The organism is Vibrio sp. 1-Bac 57, from assembly GCF_037546855.1.
GTDB lineage: Bacteria > Pseudomonadota > Gammaproteobacteria > Enterobacterales > Psychromonadaceae > Psychromonas.
Genome location: NZ_JALAAC010000038.1, coordinates 22,862 through 38,990, shown reverse-complemented (window position 1 = coordinate 38,990; position 16,129 = coordinate 22,862). Strand labels below are relative to the sequence as shown.

Annotated in this window: 13 protein-coding genes and 1 pseudogene; 4 read left to right on the top strand and 10 right to left on the bottom strand. The window is 38.4% G+C overall.

The window, feature by feature from the left end; all coding sequences use genetic code 11:
* Both MT391_RS17870 and MT391_RS17865 read right to left on the bottom strand, forming a co-directional pair.
* Window positions 1–165 (bottom strand): annotated as a pseudogene (locus tag MT391_RS17870) (IS110 family transposase); the annotation flags it as partial.
* Between the two features lie 129 nt (window positions 166–294).
* Window positions 295–1,251: a S49 family peptidase gene (locus MT391_RS17865; RefSeq protein ID WP_499499320.1), complete on the bottom strand. Its 957-nt coding sequence runs from the start codon at window positions 1,249–1,251 to the stop codon at window positions 295–297.
* A 147-nt stretch (window positions 1,252–1,398) separates the two neighbouring features.
* Between MT391_RS17865 and MT391_RS17860 the strand changes: the two genes are divergently transcribed.
* Together MT391_RS17860 and MT391_RS17855 are read left to right on the top strand one after the other, a co-directional pair.
* Window positions 1,399–2,316, top strand: a complete 918-nt coding sequence (locus MT391_RS17860) for a tetratricopeptide repeat protein (RefSeq protein ID WP_166370416.1) — start codon at window positions 1,399–1,401, stop codon at window positions 2,314–2,316.
* Between the two features lie 299 nt (window positions 2,317–2,615).
* Complete coding sequence (locus MT391_RS17855) at window positions 2,616–3,416, top strand: class I SAM-dependent methyltransferase (RefSeq protein WP_499499319.1); 801 nt, start codon at window positions 2,616–2,618, stop codon at window positions 3,414–3,416.
* Between the two features lie 730 nt (window positions 3,417–4,146).
* Here the strand turns inward: MT391_RS17855 and MT391_RS17850 are convergent.
* The 3 genes from MT391_RS17850 to MT391_RS17840 form a co-directional block, all read right to left on the bottom strand.
* Window positions 4,147–4,446 (bottom strand): DUF1244 domain-containing protein, encoded by a 300-nt coding sequence (locus MT391_RS17850; RefSeq protein WP_166370420.1) that lies wholly within the window; start codon window positions 4,444–4,446, stop codon window positions 4,147–4,149.
* Between the two features lie 184 nt (window positions 4,447–4,630).
* Window positions 4,631–6,124, bottom strand: coding sequence for an alanine/glycine:cation symporter family protein (locus MT391_RS17845; RefSeq protein WP_499499318.1), 1,494 nt, complete (start codon window positions 6,122–6,124; stop codon window positions 4,631–4,633).
* Window positions 6,125–6,440: 316 nt separating this feature from the next.
* A complete protein-coding gene (locus MT391_RS17840) occupies window positions 6,441–6,773 on the bottom strand; it encodes a YajD family HNH nuclease (RefSeq protein WP_166370424.1) in 333 nt (110 codons plus the stop codon).
* Between the two features lie 201 nt (window positions 6,774–6,974).
* Here MT391_RS17840 and MT391_RS17835 point away from each other — a divergent pair, with 201 nt between their 5' ends.
* Window positions 6,975–7,331 carry a VF530 family DNA-binding protein gene (locus MT391_RS17835; RefSeq protein ID WP_166370426.1) on the top strand — a complete coding sequence of 119 codons (357 nt, stop codon included), beginning with the start codon at window positions 6,975–6,977 and terminating at the stop codon, window positions 7,329–7,331.
* Between the two features lie 75 nt (window positions 7,332–7,406).
* On the top strand, window positions 7,407–7,769 hold the full coding sequence (locus MT391_RS17830; protein WP_166370428.1) for a DUF3622 domain-containing protein: 363 nt from the start codon (window positions 7,407–7,409) through the stop codon (window positions 7,767–7,769).
* Window positions 7,770–10,120: 2,351 nt separating this feature from the next.
* Here MT391_RS17830 and MT391_RS17825 read toward each other — a convergent pair.
* The 5 genes from MT391_RS17825 to MT391_RS17805 all read right to left on the bottom strand — a co-directional run bounded on the left by MT391_RS17825 (window position 10,121) and on the right by MT391_RS17805 (window position 16,034).
* Window positions 10,121–11,623, bottom strand: coding sequence for a carbon starvation CstA family protein (locus tag MT391_RS17825; protein ID WP_166370430.1), 1,503 nt, complete (start codon window positions 11,621–11,623; stop codon window positions 10,121–10,123).
* Window positions 11,624–11,872: 249 nt separating this feature from the next.
* A complete protein-coding gene (gene btsR / locus MT391_RS17820) occupies window positions 11,873–12,589 on the bottom strand; it encodes a two-component system response regulator BtsR (protein WP_499499316.1) in 717 nt (238 codons plus the stop codon).
* Window positions 12,589–14,289 carry a LytS/YhcK type 5TM receptor domain-containing protein gene (locus tag MT391_RS17815; protein ID WP_166370434.1) on the bottom strand — a complete coding sequence of 567 codons (1,701 nt, stop codon included), beginning with the start codon at window positions 14,287–14,289 and terminating at the stop codon, window positions 12,589–12,591. The genes btsR and MT391_RS17815 overlap by 1 nt, the downstream gene beginning before the upstream one ends.
* Before the next feature lie 543 nt (window positions 14,290–14,832).
* A complete protein-coding gene (locus MT391_RS17810; RefSeq protein WP_499499314.1) occupies window positions 14,833–15,657 on the bottom strand; it encodes an HNH endonuclease in 825 nt (274 codons plus the stop codon).
* Entirely contained in the window at window positions 15,654–16,034 is a 381-nt protein-coding gene (locus MT391_RS17805; protein WP_499499312.1) for a nuclease-related domain-containing protein, read from the bottom strand. The genes MT391_RS17810 and MT391_RS17805 overlap by 4 nt, the downstream gene beginning before the upstream one ends.
* Window positions 16,035–16,129: the final 95 nt, after the last annotated feature.

Below are 16,129 nucleotides of genomic sequence, written 5' to 3'. Positions count from 1 at the left end.
ACAAGATTCCATCGCCACCAGTGATTGTTTTTCCTTGATTAATAATTCTTTAAGTTTTTGTCTGGACATTGAACGATTAAAGATAACATGGCCTCGATGATCGGTTTTACAAACCTGAAATGAATTTTTTGCCAAATCTATGGCAATAACGTTAAAATCATTCATGTATGGGCTCCTTAGTAAAAGTTTGCATTTATTACGTTACTCCTCTGGGAGAGGGAGTCCATACATCTTCGTGGTTAATCGCTTTTTATTTTAACTTTGCCACTTTTAGCTTTATGTTTAAAAATAACTTTACCTTAACGTTAGCGAACCGCTTGATGTGCTAAGCAATTCTTCTAAACCTTCACCGATTGATAAACCAAGGCTTTTAGTAAAGCTTTCTAATTTTGATTCCTTAAATGAATAATCAACAATCTCTTCCGCTTTAATCACTTCTCTTGCAACATAACCAGGGCTACCTAAACCATCAATCAAACCTAATGCTAAAGCTTGTTCACCATTCCAAATCAAACCAGAATAAAGATCTTTATTATCCTTAACTAAACGATCACCACGGCCTTCTTCTACTACTTTAATAAACTGTTTATGCGTACTATCTAACACCCCTTGCCAGAACTCAGCTTCTTCCGCTTTAGCCGGTGAAAAAGGGTCCAAAAATGCTTTATGTTCACCAGAAGTATAATGACGACGTTCAACGCCCACTTTCTCCATCAAGTCAACAAATCCAAAACTCGATGCAGTCACACCAATAGAACCCACTAAACTAGATTTATCAGCATAAATTTGGTCCGCCGCTACCGCCATGTAATAACCACCCGACGCACCTAACTCGGCAATCACAGCATATAATTTTTTATCAGGGTAAATGCCACGTAACCGTTTAATTTCATCGTTAACATAACCCGATTGCACTGGACTACCGCCGGGACTATTAATCACTAACATTACCGCTTTTGATTGTTCATTTTTAAAAGCCGCTCTTAAGGCACTCGCAATATTATTAGCGTTGGCTTCTTCATCAGCAGCAATAACACCATTCACCACCACCATCGCGGTATGAGGTTGTTGATTCTTCTTCTCTTTATCCAACACTCCCGTGTTCATAAATAAAAAAAGTGCGACAAATAAATAGGTAAAAGTTAACAGTTTAAAAAATATCCCCCAACGACGGGTTCTTTTTTGCTCTTTGAAGGTTTCTTTCATAAAACCAGATAGCCACTTTTGTTGATTATTTTCAGGCTCTTGCATTGTTGATTCTCACTATAGGAATGGGTTAGCTATTCAACCCGTAATTAATCGTAAATTCAAGATAAATGTTACCCTTGGCTATTGTAAAAATATAGACATAGGTCATACTTTCAGATTACTTAAAGAGATCCAAAGGAATAAGAAATCATGTCAAGAAAAGCACTGTTACTGTCATTCTGCAGCATCATTTCAACTGTTAGCTGGGCGGACGTGAAATCAGTAGATGAAGCCTCTGTGAATGAAATACAAGAGCAATCATTGGCTGCCGTCGCATCAAAAACCAATAATACCGCAACCCCTAGCTTTTCTGAAAAAGCCTTGGTCGAACGTTATATTCTTGATGAGCTAAAAGCCACTCGACATGATTTACAAGATTTAGAACGTCGCCTCACCATTGAAATTACCGATAGAGAATTAAATGTTGCTGATAAATCATTAAGTTATGCAGAACAAACCGTTAACTTTTTCTTCTATGTTATTGCCGGTGTCGCATCATTAGTTGCATTATTTGGTTGGAAATCATTACATGAGATCCGCGTTAACACCACCAAGAAAGCAAATACTCAAATTAAAATGATTGCAGAATCTTATGAAGAAAAGTTTCAACGATTAGAGAAAGAGTTACGCAGAAAAACATTACGCATTGCAGATAACCACATTGAAATTGAAAAAATAAATGAAATACACAATCTATGGTTACGTGCTCAAAAAAGCCAAACGCCTGAGCAAAAAATGTCAGCCTATGATGCGATTTTAAAAATCAGACCCGGCGATTTAGAAGCGCTTACCTCTAAAGCCGATGCAGCAATGGAAATGAAAGAATTCCATTGGGCATTAAGTATTTGTAACCGAGTGCTAGACATGGATGATAAAAACCAAGATGCATTTTACCAACGAGCCTGTGCCTATGCTTGTTTAGGAGTTGAAGATCAAGCAATCAGCGATTTAGAAAAAGCCATAGAGGGCCGCTCCGCACTAAGAGAATTAGCAGCCGAAGAAGATGACTTTGAGAATTTACGTGGCAACGACAAGTTTGATGCTCTATTAACAAGTTCTGACGCATAACAGTCAAAATAATACACCGAAACGAAAAACAGGCTGATTAGATACATTTTTTCAGCCTGTTTTAGTGTTATCGCTTTAGGTTATCCGTGAATAACACAAATCGATATCTTCATTTTACCAACCATAAAGCGCTTAATAGATAGCACAAGGTTGCTAATAGGTAACTACTAAATAAAATTCAGGCACTCCAATGCACCTCGACATTCAGACTACCAAAACCGTTTCATTTAAGCGTAAAAAATAAGTATTCAGCGTTCTATTTGTTATACTGCGCGCGATTTTTCAGATAGGAATAAAACATGATCATTAATAAAGAATGGCGCGTATTAACTGTGGGTGACGGTGATCTATCATTTTCTGCCTCATTATTAACACACCACCAGCCATCAAGTTTAACGGCCACCGTATTTGATGATAGCGAGATCTTATTAGCAAAATATGCGGTCAATGATTATGACACTCTATTACAAAAAAAATGCCCTGTTTTATGTGGCTTCGATGTGATGGATCCAAGCTCATGGGGTGCACTAAAAAAACATCATTTTGATCTGGTTATTTTTCAATTCCCGCTTATTCCTGCTTTTAAATCGCATCAAGAATTCCAAGAAAAGTGTAAAGAAGTACATATCAATACGTTAAATCGTCAATTATTACGGACATTTTTGATTCATTCTTTTGAACATTTTTTAGATCCTAATGGTGCTCGTTTATGCTACATCACCTCTAAAGATGTAAAACCCTATAAAGAGTGGAACATCGAGAATTCATTAGACAGAAATACTGATATTGAATACTTAGGCTGGCATAACTTCGACATTGATGCATTCCCAGGTTATAAAGTGCGTAATGTGGACCGAGATAAACATGTTAAAGATACTAAAGGCATTACTTATGTCTGGAGTGATAATAAGCAACACCCTTTAAAACAAGAGCTAAGCGTTGCTGCATATAAAGGTGAAGCCTATTGCGAATTGTGTGCAACAGGCCCTTATAATAATACGGAAGATAAGCTGCGCCACAATCAGACCAGAAAACACCTCAACATGCTCAATTACGAAGCATTGTGGCAGTTACTGTTAGACCGAGAAAATGAAATATAGCCATAAGACACAAGCAACCACGAAGCCGCTGTGCTGCACGAAGAAAAGCTAAAACCTTAAAGGAATGGATATAAAAAGCATAATTTTTTATTCTTTAAAAGGTTTTGACCTTACCTTCTCCACCCTTCGTGCCTTCGTGGTTAACAGCTCTTGACTTTGATCTTAAAACCAAAGCAACCACGAAGCCGCTCCGCTGCACAGAGAGCACGAAGAAAAGCTAAAGAGCTTAGGTATCAAATTTATTGCTTACAAAGCTTTTGACCTTACCTTCTCCACCCTTCGTGCCTTCGTGGTTAACAGCTTTTGATTTTGATCTTAAAACCAAAGCAACCACGAAGCCGCTCCGCTGCACAGAGAGCACGAAGAAAGGCTAAAACAGCAAAGATAAGATAAAACTCTAAGACAATAAATGTATAAAGGTTGAGTTTATTGATTACTCATAAAGGTTTTTATCTTACCTTCTTCACCCTTCGTGCCTTCGTGGTTAACAGCTTTTGATTTTGATCTTAAAACCAAAGCAACCACGAAGCCGCTGCACAGAGAGCACGAAGAAAAGCTAAAGAACTTAGGTATCAAATTTATTATTTACAAAGCTTTTGACCTTACCTTCTTCACCCTTCGTGCCTTCGTGGTTAAACGCTTTTAGCTTTTGATTTTAATTTTAATTTTAATTTTAACCTTACCCTTTTAACCCCTTAGAGGTTAATCATTTTGACCTTAACTTAAAAACCTATTTTTTAGCATTTAAAGCTTCAAACTTAGCCATTTGCTCAGGTGTTGCTGGCAATTGATGATTAGCCTTCCATTCACTATAAGGCATACCGTAGATATGCTCACGTGCTTGATCGTCAGTCATCTCAATATCGCGCTCTTTAGCTTCAGCTAACATCCATTTAGACAAACAATTACGACAAAAACCAGACGTATTCATCAACTCAATATTTTGAACATCTTTACGGCTATCTAAATGTGCTAATAAACGACGAAATGCTGCTGCTTCTAATTCAACTTGCTGTGCTTTAGTAGTCATATGGTGGTTATCCTATTGTCATTTTATTTAATAAAAAGTTAACGCTTAATATACTGACTTAGGTTCAGAGATCAACGCAATGCAGAAAATAAAAAACCGCCATTTTATTTAACAAAAATGGCGGCTTTACGATTCAATTAATTGAACCTAAGTTAGCTATGCTCGATAGATTAATATATCAAGATTACTTCTTTTGGTTCTTTGAAAATCTATTTTCCCAAAAAGTCGCATCTTTAATACCTAGTTTCAGCGGATCAAACGTGTACGATTCTGGTTGTAGCTTATGTTGTTGCTCGTAATCTTTTAACGCTTTAATAGCAGGTCTGCCCATAAAGAAGATAATTAATAGGCCTGAAATATTCAACCATGCCATTAGACCAACGCCAACATCACCTAAACCCCATGCAAGATTAGCCGTTTTCACCGTACCGTAAAAAGTGGCAGAAATTAAAGCCACTTTTAATAGGAAAGTAAAATCAGGTAGTTTTAATGTACGACGAAGGTAAGCCACATTCGTTTCAGCAATATAGTAGTAAGCCAAAATAGTAGTGAAAGAGAAAAAGAACAACGCAAAGGCAATAAATGGTTTACCAATACCCGGTAAAACACGCTCAACAGCCAATTGTGTAAACCCAGGGCCATTTGCCGCTATTTCAGTTGCAACATTTTGTATTAAGAATGTATCGCCAATGCCGTGAACGTTATATGCGCCGGTAATTAAAATAACAAACGCCGTAGCAGAACAAACCAATAACGTATCAATGTATACAGAAAAAGCTTGTACTAAACCTTGCTGTGCAGGATGCTCAACTTCAGCAGCAGCGGCAGCATGTGGGCCTGTACCTTGACCAGCTTCATTAGAGTAAACACCACGTTTAACACCCCAACCAATAGCTGCACCAACACCCGCCATTGGGCTGAATGCATCACCAATAATCATCATAAATACATCAGGTAATTGAGAGATGTTTAACGCGATAATAACAAAAACCACTAATACGTAAGCTAATGCCATAAATGGCACAACAACTTGAGTAAAGTTAGCGATACGTTTAACACCACCAAAAATAATAAAACCAAGCATCAAAACAATGCCCATACCGGTCATTATTTTAGCTTCACTGAACACACCTAAACCCGTTTCAATCATCGTGCCAGTACCAAATGCGACTTCGACACCATTGCCGATGCTGTTAGACTGGATGCCCGGTAATAGAAAACCACAAGCTGCGATCGTTGCGATAGCAAAAATAACCGCATACCAGCGCTGTCCCGTCACTTTTTCAAGGTAATAAGCTGGACCACCACGATATTGACCGTCATCTACTTCTTTGTAGATTTGAGCTAACGTCGATTCAATATATGCAGTCGCAGCCCCTAAGAAAGCAACCACCCACATCCAAAACACCGCGCCAGGGCCACCAAAGCCAATCGCCGCTGCAACACCCGCAATATTACCCGTACCAACACGACCAGATAATGAAACAGATAATGCTTGGAAAGATGAAATTCCCTTTGCAGAGGTTTTTCCTGATAACAATAGTGTATACATTTCTTTAAAGAAACGAACTTGCACAAATCGAGTTTGAATTGAATAAAATAATCCCGCCGCTAAACATAAATAAATGAGCGCAGGGCTCCATATAATACCGTTCAAAAAATCTACTACTTCCTGCATATATTTTCCTTAATTTTATTTAATAGCATCAGATACTTACATCAAATTATGTAAACAAGATGTTAATTAGGCGAAACAAAATATCACTACAAAAACAAAAGTAAATAGCCAAATTTTATAAAATATATAGCCAGAGTGAATAAATATGCAAAAAAACCAATAAATAGTTCAAATACAAAATAACGATTTGTGTGATTAATAACAAAGAGATATGGGTAAGGTCGATACAGGAGAGGCTAGAAAAAATTTTCAGGGGAAAAGTAATCATACAATAATCAAAAAATAACCATTGTATGATTTGAAATAAAGTGAGCGTTTATTTGTTCATTTTGGAGAGTAGATCAGCAAATGGGTTATAAGTTGCTGTTGCTACATTTTCATCGCCCGCTTCCACATGACTACCGTATAAATCTGCCTGAGTATATTTATCGTGCTCATGGTCATGACAGTAAATACACAACAATTCCCAGTTACTGCCATCGGCAGGATTGTTACTGTGATCGTGGTCCATATGATGCACCGTCAACTCTTTAAGATTTGAATACACAAACTCGCGAGTACACTTTCCACAAACCCAGGGAAACAATTTTAATGCTTTATCACGATAATCGTGTTCTAAACTTTTATAATTACTTGGAATATAAGCCATCACTACCTCTTGCTATCAGTTTCAGCGCTATCATATGTTTTCATCGCCCTATTGTGAACTAATTCGCACTAAAAAAGCGTTACTAATGCACTAAAAGTTGCACCATCTTTTCATTTAAGTAAACATTAATTTCAAGTTGCTGTAAGCTGACACGCTATAAGCTTCATACTCAATCACGCGATATAAATAAGATAATGACACATGCAAACAAATGACCCTTTATACGGCATCAAATTAGCTCAAATACTCACTGATTTACAGACTAAACATTCCTGGAAAGAGATGGGTGACAAATTAGGGATAAAATGCTTTTTAAATAATCCAACTCAAAAATCTTGCCTTAAATTTTTACGTCAAACACCTTGGGCGAGAAGCCGTGTTGAGATTTTATATTTAAAAACCTTTTGCAGTAAACATCCTGAAACGTCTAAGCTAATACGCAGTATCTTAGCGACACAAGATAAAAAGCAACAAGAACCCGCGCCAAAAGAAGTGAAAAAGCCATCAGTGATAAAAAGTAATGATGGATTTGAATGGGCAAAAATTAACAACAAATAAGCGGTGATGATTGTAACTAATCTGTGTTACTATCGCGCGCCTAAAATAACCACAAGTCTAAACTAGGAATAGCTCATGACCCAACAAAAAAAGTTCGATTACACAATCAAACAGGACGCTAATACCTGGAGTGCAGAAATCACCCGTCGTGTTAGTGCTCGTAGAAGCAGTGTTTCAAAACAACAAGATGGTTTTGCAACTGAAGCCTTGGCCATTGAATGGGCAACGGCTGAGTTAGCTGGCTTTTTAGAGAAACAAAAGCAAGCCAACGCACGTAAATCAGAACGTCGCTCAGAACGTAATGCACAAGCAGAAAAAGCAGCAGCCGCTAAAGAAGCAGCAAATGAAAAATTCTTAGCAAAAAGAGAAGAAGCTCGTGCACGCGCACTAGAAGCTGACGATGATGAAGAATTAGACTACGATTACGACGAAGAATAATACTGACTTCAGACACTGCTATCCCATAGCATTGTCATTCCTAAAGGGCTAACAGGCAAAAACCAGTTAGCCCTTTTTGTTTTCAACAATATAAACCAACTCATCACAGATCAATATCTAACACTGCAACAACAAAGCCATTACTGACAGTGGACGAACAACCCCACCGTAAAGTTTTCCCAAGCTAAATCGACATTTTAGCAATCGCAAACAGGACGTTTGCGATAATGTCAGAATGGCCACGGACGGCAATCCTGACATGATGCGTTTAAAATACCGGTTTAGATTGGATCAGAAAACGACTCGGTGTCAGTCTCTTTGCCGCCTTTCTCTTCTGATAAGAGAAAGACGTGTCGCCGACAGGGCGAAACCAAAGTTAATAATGATCAAACCGACCCGACGAGGGCAGACGAACCACAAAACCTAAATCAAACTGAAGCTAAATAACCACCAGCTATGCCGAGCGCAGACGAGCCCATCAAAAACAAACTCAGAGCAATGTAAATGTAGTTACTTGCAGAAGCCTATCAATTAATTAATCCATTTAAATTCACAAACTAGGTCAATCAACGTGGCTACAACATCACCACCGTAAAGTGCTCCCAAGTCATCGATTCCTTTTAGCAAAGCCAAACAGGACGTTTGGCTTAAGCTCATTCAGCACATGGATGTGCTGTATGAGCCGGTGCGTTAAAAAAGGGATTGATTACTTGGATCAGAAAACGACTCGGTGTCAGTCTCTTTGCCGCCTTTCTCTTCTGATAAGAGAAAGACGTGTCGCCGACAGGGCGAAACGAAAGTTAATAAATATCAAGCAGCCACGACGAGCGTAGACGAGCTAAAACCCCAACCAAACTCAAAGCATCCATTTCTAGTATTTTATTTTGATCTGTAAGCAGTTAATCCCTATTTACAGACTTAAATATTGCACCAACAAAACCATCACTCTCTGTGGACGAACCACCCCACCGTAAAGTTTTCCCAAGTCATCGATTCCTTTTAGCAAAGCCAAACAGGACGTTTGGCTTAAGCTCATTCAGCACATGGATGTGCTGTATGAGCTGGTGCGTTAAAAAGGAATTGATTACTTGGAGCAGAAAACGCCCCGGTGTCAGTCTCTTTGCCGCCTTTCTCTTCTGACAAGAGAAAGACGTGTCGCCGACAGGGCGAAAAAACTGCTAATAATGATCAAACCAACCCGTCGAGCGCAGACGAGCCATAACCTAAATCAAACTGAAGCTAAATAACCACCAGCCATGCCGAGCGCAGACGAGCCCATCAAAAACAAACTTAAAGCAATGTAAATGCAGTTACTTGCAAAAGCCTATCAATTAATCAATCCATTTCAATTAACAAACTAGGTCAATCAACGTGGCTACAACAACCCCACCGTAAAGTTTTCCCAAGCTAAACTGGCATTTTAGCAATCGCAAACAGGACGTTTGCGATAATTTCAGAATGGCCACGGACGGCCATCCTGACATGATGCGTTTAAAATGTCGGTTTAGATTGGATCAGAAAACGACTCGGTGTCAGTCTCTTTGCCGCCTTTCTCTTCTGATAAGAGAAAGACGTGTCGCCGACAGGGCGAAAATACTGCTAATAATGATCAAACCGACCCGACGAGCGCAGACGAGCTGAAACTTAAAACCATATCTAACTAAATACCAATCAGCCATGTCGAGCGCAGACGAGCTAAAACTTAAAACCATATTTAACTAAATACAAATAGCCAAGCCGAGCGACAAAGTTTCTAAAACAAACTTAAAGCAATGTAAATGCAGTTACTTGCAAAAGCCTATCAATTAATCAATCCATTTCAATTAACAAACTAGGTCAATCAACGTGGCTACAACAACCCCACCGTAAAGTTTTCCCAAGTCATCGATTTCTTTTAGCAAAGCCAAACAGGACGTTTGGCTTAAGCTCATTCAGCACATGGATGTGCTGTATGAGCTGCTGCGTTAAAAAGGGATTGATTACTTGGATCAGAAAACGACTCGGTGTCAGTTTCTTTGCATACTTTCTTTTCTGATAAAAGAAAGTAGTGTCGCCGACAAGGCGAAACGAAAGTTAATAAATATCAAGCAGCCACGACGAGCGCAGACGAGCTCATCAAAAACAAACACCAATCAGCCACGACCAGCGCAGGCGAGCCCATCAAAAAAACTTCAAACTATACTCAGCTATATTCAAACAAAAACCACATTCCCACGCGGAGCATGAGGAACGAGCAAGTTACAAGATGTATATCCTCGCAAAACACACGTAACAACCTCCCCCTCAAATAAAACACCAGATACAAAAAAGCCCTCGTTTAAAGAGGGCTTAGCACATCAGTTAAGAGGGATTTAACTCTTTTGTGCTAAAACTTCTACTTCAACACCATCATCATCAACAGCCTTACCTTTTGCATTAACAAACAACTCACGTTTCGCTTTCGTTAACACATAAACCGTAATCGCAACAGTTGATAAAATACCAATCACCGTTGATGTTTGCATCGCCAATCCAAAACCTAATGTTGAATTGTTTAAGATAAAGGTAATAACCACAGCAGTCATAAACATCGCAGGGACTGTCGCAATCCAATGGAACTTGTTATGACGTGCTAAGTAAGCAGTTGCCGTCCATAACATCATCACAGCAGTTGTTTGGTTAGCGAAACCAAAGTAGCGCCAGATAATACCGAAGTCTACTTGCGTTAGAATCGCACCTAATATGAATAAAGGTAATGCCATGAACAAACGATTACGCATCGTTTTTTGTTCCATATTAAAGTATTCAGCTAAGATTAAACGGCTTGAACGGAAAGCAGTATCGCCAGACGTAATCGGTAAAATAACCACACCTAAGAAAGCTAAGATACCACCAAACACACCTAATAAACCAAAAGACGCGCCGTATACCACAGCACCAGGACCACCCGTTGCAACCACTTCAGATAACGCTTCAACAGAACCAAAGAATGATAAAGCAAGCGCACACCAGATAAGCGCAATCACACCTTCACCAATCATTGCACCGTAAAATACAAAACGGCCATTCTCTTCATTTTCAATACAACGCGCCATTAAAGGAGATTGTGTTGCATGGAAACCAGAAATCGCACCACAAGCAATCGTGATAAACAATGCAGGCCATAATGGAAGGTCATTTGGGTTCATATTCGTGAACATCTGGCCCATCTCATAATCACCTAATAAAGTATGATCAGCAGAGACTGACACGGCAACTATTAAGCCAACAGACATAAAGATTAATAACGCACCAAAGAATGGGTAAAAACGACCAATGATTTTATCAACCGGTACAATTGTCGCCACAACATAGTAAGCAAAAATAATCGCAACCATCGTCATTAACGATACCGTCATATCCGTTTGGTCATTAATTAAATTAGTTAACATGCCAGCAGGTGCCGAAACAAAAACAACCCCAACCAACAGTAAAAGTACCAACGCAAACACATTCATAAAGTGTTTCGCATTGTTACCTAAGTATTTACCAGTAATAGAAGGAACCGATGCTCCGCCGTTACGCACTGATAACATACCAGAGAAATAATCATGCACGCCACCAGCAAAGATACAACCTAGTACAATCCACAACATCGCAGCAGGACCGTATAACGCCCCCATTATAGGACCAAAGATTGGACCAACACCGGCAATGTTAAGCAGTTGTACTAAGTAAACTTTAGGAGTCGACATAGCAACATAATCTACGCCATCTTGTTTTTCATAGGCAGGTGTCTGACGTTGTTTTTTAACGCCAAAAACTTTTTCAACAAAGCTACCGTAAATAAAGTAACCGCCAATGAGCAGTGCTAAACAAAAGAGAAACCAAAGCATGATTAAATTCCTTTTAAATGAGTTAATTTGATGCTGGCACTATAATCTTCCGCTGTTAAATAACAGTAGTTGATTGCTTAAGTGGTCAAATACACATTTAAACGGTTAATATCGAAATTAAGTGGTTTTTACTGGTAACTTAAACTCAAAGAATAACAAGCTAACCGAGCAATAACGTGGGTTGGGAGCATAACAAAAGTGTGATCCTTGCCGCTGTTCCTAGAGAATTAGCAGCACAGGTTAGTTGATTTACAACAAGCCAAAACGATCTTTAATCACTTTCAAATAACGGCGGCTAACAGGGGCATGATGGCCGGACTTAGTCACAATATCCGCAGAGCCGTTATCCAATAACTTGATCTCACGAATACAAGTTGGATTAATCAAATACTGACGATGACAACGAATCAAATCAGTTTTTTCTTCTAACACCTTCAAAGACAAACTAGCCGTAAACTTATCTTTTTCAGTTAACAGATGTACACCAGTTTGCTCAGACATCGCGATTTCAATCTCATTAGGCGTGAGTAATAAAATGCGATTAAACCCCGAACAAGGGATCAACTCCAGCTTATTATTAATAATAGGCTCATAATTAGGCAGCTCAGACCTTTCTGCATTGATCCGCTTTAACGTTTTTAATAAACGGCAACTCTCAACCGGTTTAAGCAAATAATCAAAAGCATTATCTTCAAAAGCTTTCACCGCATACTCATCATAGGCCGTCACAAATACCACCTTCGGCATCGTCTCCTGGTCAAGCATGCTTAATAACTCTAAACCACTAATTTGCGGCATATGAATATCCAAAAACACCACATCAGGTTTCAAACTATTAATCGCCTTTAACCCTTCAATGGCATTACTGCACTGCTCAATCACTTGCACTTGATTCGTTTCAAATAATAACTCGTTAAGCTCTTCACGCGCATACAGCTCATCGTCAATGATAATTGCTTTTAACATCATGCTTCCTTTCGTTTTTGCAGAGGGATAAGGATAGTCGCCTTACTATATACACCGGTTTCACAGGTCATCGTTAATCCATAACGCTGTCCGTATTCATTTTTGATACGTTTATCAACAATCTGCAACCCTAACCCTTTGCTATTCATATTCGTTGGCGTTTTATAGTTTCCGGCATTATCAATCACCTCCAACACCACTAACGTTTCCTTACCTTGCTCCAGCAAATAACCATTAATATCCAACTCCCCTTTACCAATTAACGTCGACGTACCATGTTTAATGGCATTCTCAATCAGCGGCTGTAAAGTAAAGGTAGGGATTTTAAGTGATAACAACTCATCGGCAATATTCTCTCGCACACTCAAACGGTCAGCAAAACGCGCAAGCTCAATCTCAAGGTAAGCATGCACGTGCTCTAATTCTTCCTTAACCGTTACTTGATCAATATTTTGTTTTAAATTACTTCTAAAAAAGTGTGATAAATGCTGAATTAACTCACGCGCTTTCTGAGGATCTTTTCTTGTCACCGCACTAATCGTATTTAATGTATTAAACAAAAAGTGAGGGTTAACCTGTGCTTGTAACAAACGAATTTCAGATTGATTCAATAAATTCTTTTGCTGAATATATCGTCCTAATAAAATTTGATTCGAGATAAGCTTAGCTAAGCCCTCCCCCAAACTACGATTTAACGTCGAAAACATCTTCTGCTTAGGCTCATACAACTTAACCGTACCCAATACACGTCCATCAGCCTCTAATAACGGGATCACCAACACCGAACCTAACTTACAATCTTCATGAATAGAACACTGGTAAGCCGTAGAATAGCCATCGGCATAAGTCATTTCGCCACTTTTAATCGCCTGTAAAGTATAGTCAGAGGAGATCACCGTACCACATAAATGATGGTCATCCCCCACACCAATAAAGGCTAAAATCTTTTCTCTATCAGTGATAGATACCGCGCCAACACCCGTCTCTTGGTGAATAATATTAGCAATCTTCTGGCAGCTTTTAGCATCAAAACCATTGCGGAACACCCCAACTGAAAGCTGCGCAATGCGTAACGCCTTATTAGAAAACGCATTATAGTTCTTCTCAAAAATCGCTTTTCTATCTTGAATGATGCTCATAAACAAAGCCGCCCCCACCGAGTTTGCAATAATCATCGGTAACGCAATCGATTGCACCAACAACAAAGCTTTATCAAAAGGCTCCGCAACAATAAGAATAATCAACATCTGCACTATTTCAGCAAACAGAGTGATCGCCATAGCAGTCAGCGGCCTAAAAATTTTCTCTATGCACCCTTTACGTAAATAATAAAGATGCAGCAGTCCACCAATCAACCCTTCACAGGTAGTTGAAATCATACAAGCAACATCGGTAAAACCACCCATAGAATAACGATGCAAACCACCAGTTAACCCTACCGCCAGCCCAACAACAGGGCCGCCCATCAAGCCACCCATTACCGCACCAATCGCACGCGTATTAGCCAACGCATTTTCAATCGACAAACTAAAGTAAGTGCCTAAAATACAAAAGGTACTAAACAATAAATAACACGCGATACGGTGAGAGTTACGCCCGGAGATGAAAAGCATCGGCATAAAAAGCGGGGTTTTACTCAGCAAATACGTGATCACCAAGTAAACACTAAGCTGTTGCAACAACAATAAAGTAACTTCCACAACAACTCCTAAATAGACAAAAAATCAACATTGGCAGAAAAGCACTGTTATACAGTATTTTGGAGGGAATTTAAGTGAGAAAGTAAGATAAAGCGCAATGTAAGCAAAAATTAAACTATTTAACCTCAGTGCGACTTAATCAAAATATCGTTATTTTAAAAAGTAAAATGACAGTTTCTATTCTACTGACCCTTTCATTTTCAATAGCGAATAACATAAGGAAAGTAAGAGATTGCATATATTCTGAGAGTGGTAGATTGACGATGTAGAGTTTCACCCTAAATTACATAAAAAATAACGATAATGTAACGCTTCGATTAGACCGACCAGAGCTTATTTATTATCTATGTTATAAACATATAAAGGCTTTTGATGTTTGCTTTAAGTTTACACAATAGTTAACTACGCAGGGTAAAGCTATAGCAATATTGAATCGAAATAAATCCACTTTTTATTGTTTTCCAGCTTAAACTTGTCACCAGACTTAATGACACAAAGATAAATAATAGATCTGATCGCGATTAACTTTGAATCAACTGACATTCATAAACAACAATTATTACGATGAATTTCTAAATATTCCTTGTTAGGTTTGTGAGCATTAGGTAGGTTTATTTTCATGCCTTGTTTTTTAATAAAGTATTCATTTGCACTGTTCGAAGTATAATAATCATTGATAGTCTTACTTATAATTATTCGATAATCATCATCTAAACTAATTAAATGTTTATCAAAAGCAGCGTCGTAGGTTGCTGACAAACAAAGACCATTAGCAGGATCTAAGCGTATTGTTTTATTTTCAGCCCAAGGCACAATATGACTCGCTCTATTTATTTCTGGAATATTTAAGCCTGTAATACAGCAAGATTGATTATAAATACGAAGTATTATCTTTCTGAATACATTTTGGTTAGTGCGAACATTGACTTCCCTAACAACATCGCGCCCTTCTGCATGACCAATGCCATCTAGCAAACAACGTGGGTAGTGTAGATCAATTGGAACCTGAACCCCTTCTTCATTTATATTATGAAGTAAGCGTTTCTCAAACTTGAATTCAACCAAAAATTTCATAAAAGACTTTAATGCTGCAGAACAAAAACCATTGGCTAAATAACTTTTAGGAAGTTCATCAATCACCCATAAATTATTATCTTTCTTTTTACTCTGTTGCAAAACGAAAACATAAAGCTGATATAGACGCTCAACAGATTCTACCTTCCAAATATCTTTACAATCATTAAAACCATACGGCTCGTGTTTAATAAGCAAACTTAAAATATCGAGCGCTTTAATATACGAATTTGCTTTTTGGCTACCAGTAAGATTAGTTGCTTTAATATAATCAGTGAATGCATTTTTAATCATAGGTTTAGCACTTTTCTACATTTGGGAAAGTTAGTACCCCCCCAGAATTGATTGCCTATATTATTACCTTTTTTAGCTTGTCTTAATGCCATCTCAGATCCGCATGTCCACAGCTTTTGATTGGCATTACCAAAAATCCAGCCTTTCATATTTTTAGTTTCAATCACAAACAAGCCAAACTCAGACACCAAAATATGGTCAATTTGTGTTGTGCCATCATCAGTCGGCAGAGTAATACTTTTGATTAACGTATAGTGCTCTTTTGGTAAAAACTTGGTTAGTAAGAAGTTAACCAAAAACTCGCCTAACATGCCTTTAAACCAAGCCGACTTTAAAACTACAGGTAAAATAAAAAGCGGCAGAATAAACCTGAACAAAGGTAACCCGTTAAAAATTTGTGTCGTTAAATCTATTTAAAACCTTATGATAAGTAGTTGTTTATCAGAGGTGAAATTTAAATATGGAACCACAC

What these genes read in the sequence shown, in the direction of transcription:
- MT391_RS17865 (WP_499499320.1), bottom strand. Translation starts at nt 1,251, where the DNA reads ATGCAAGAGCCTGAAAATAATCAACAAAAGTGGCTATCTGGTTTTATG.
- MT391_RS17860 (WP_166370416.1), top strand. Translation starts at nt 1,399, where the DNA reads ATGTCAAGAAAAGCACTGTTACTGTCATTCTGCAGCATCATTTCAACT.
- MT391_RS17855 (WP_499499319.1), top strand. Translation starts at nt 2,616, where the DNA reads ATGATCATTAATAAAGAATGGCGCGTATTAACTGTGGGTGACGGTGAT.
- MT391_RS17850 (WP_166370420.1), bottom strand. Translation starts at nt 4,446, where the DNA reads ATGACTACTAAAGCACAGCAAGTTGAATTAGAAGCAGCAGCATTTCGT.
- MT391_RS17845 (WP_499499318.1), bottom strand. Translation starts at nt 6,124, where the DNA reads ATGCAGGAAGTAGTAGATTTTTTGAACGGTATTATATGGAGCCCTGCG.
- MT391_RS17840 (WP_166370424.1), bottom strand. Translation starts at nt 6,773, where the DNA reads ATGGCTTATATTCCAAGTAATTATAAAAGTTTAGAACACGATTATCGT.
- MT391_RS17835 (WP_166370426.1), top strand. Translation starts at nt 6,975, where the DNA reads ATGCAAACAAATGACCCTTTATACGGCATCAAATTAGCTCAAATACTC.
- MT391_RS17830 (WP_166370428.1), top strand. Translation starts at nt 7,407, where the DNA reads ATGACCCAACAAAAAAAGTTCGATTACACAATCAAACAGGACGCTAAT.
- MT391_RS17825 (WP_166370430.1), bottom strand. Translation starts at nt 11,623, where the DNA reads ATGCTTTGGTTTCTCTTTTGTTTAGCACTGCTCATTGGCGGTTACTTT.
- btsR (WP_499499316.1), bottom strand. Translation starts at nt 12,589, where the DNA reads ATGTTAAAAGCAATTATCATTGACGATGAGCTGTATGCGCGTGAAGAG.
- MT391_RS17810 (WP_499499314.1), bottom strand. Translation starts at nt 15,657, where the DNA reads ATGATTAAAAATGCATTCACTGATTATATTAAAGCAACTAATCTTACT.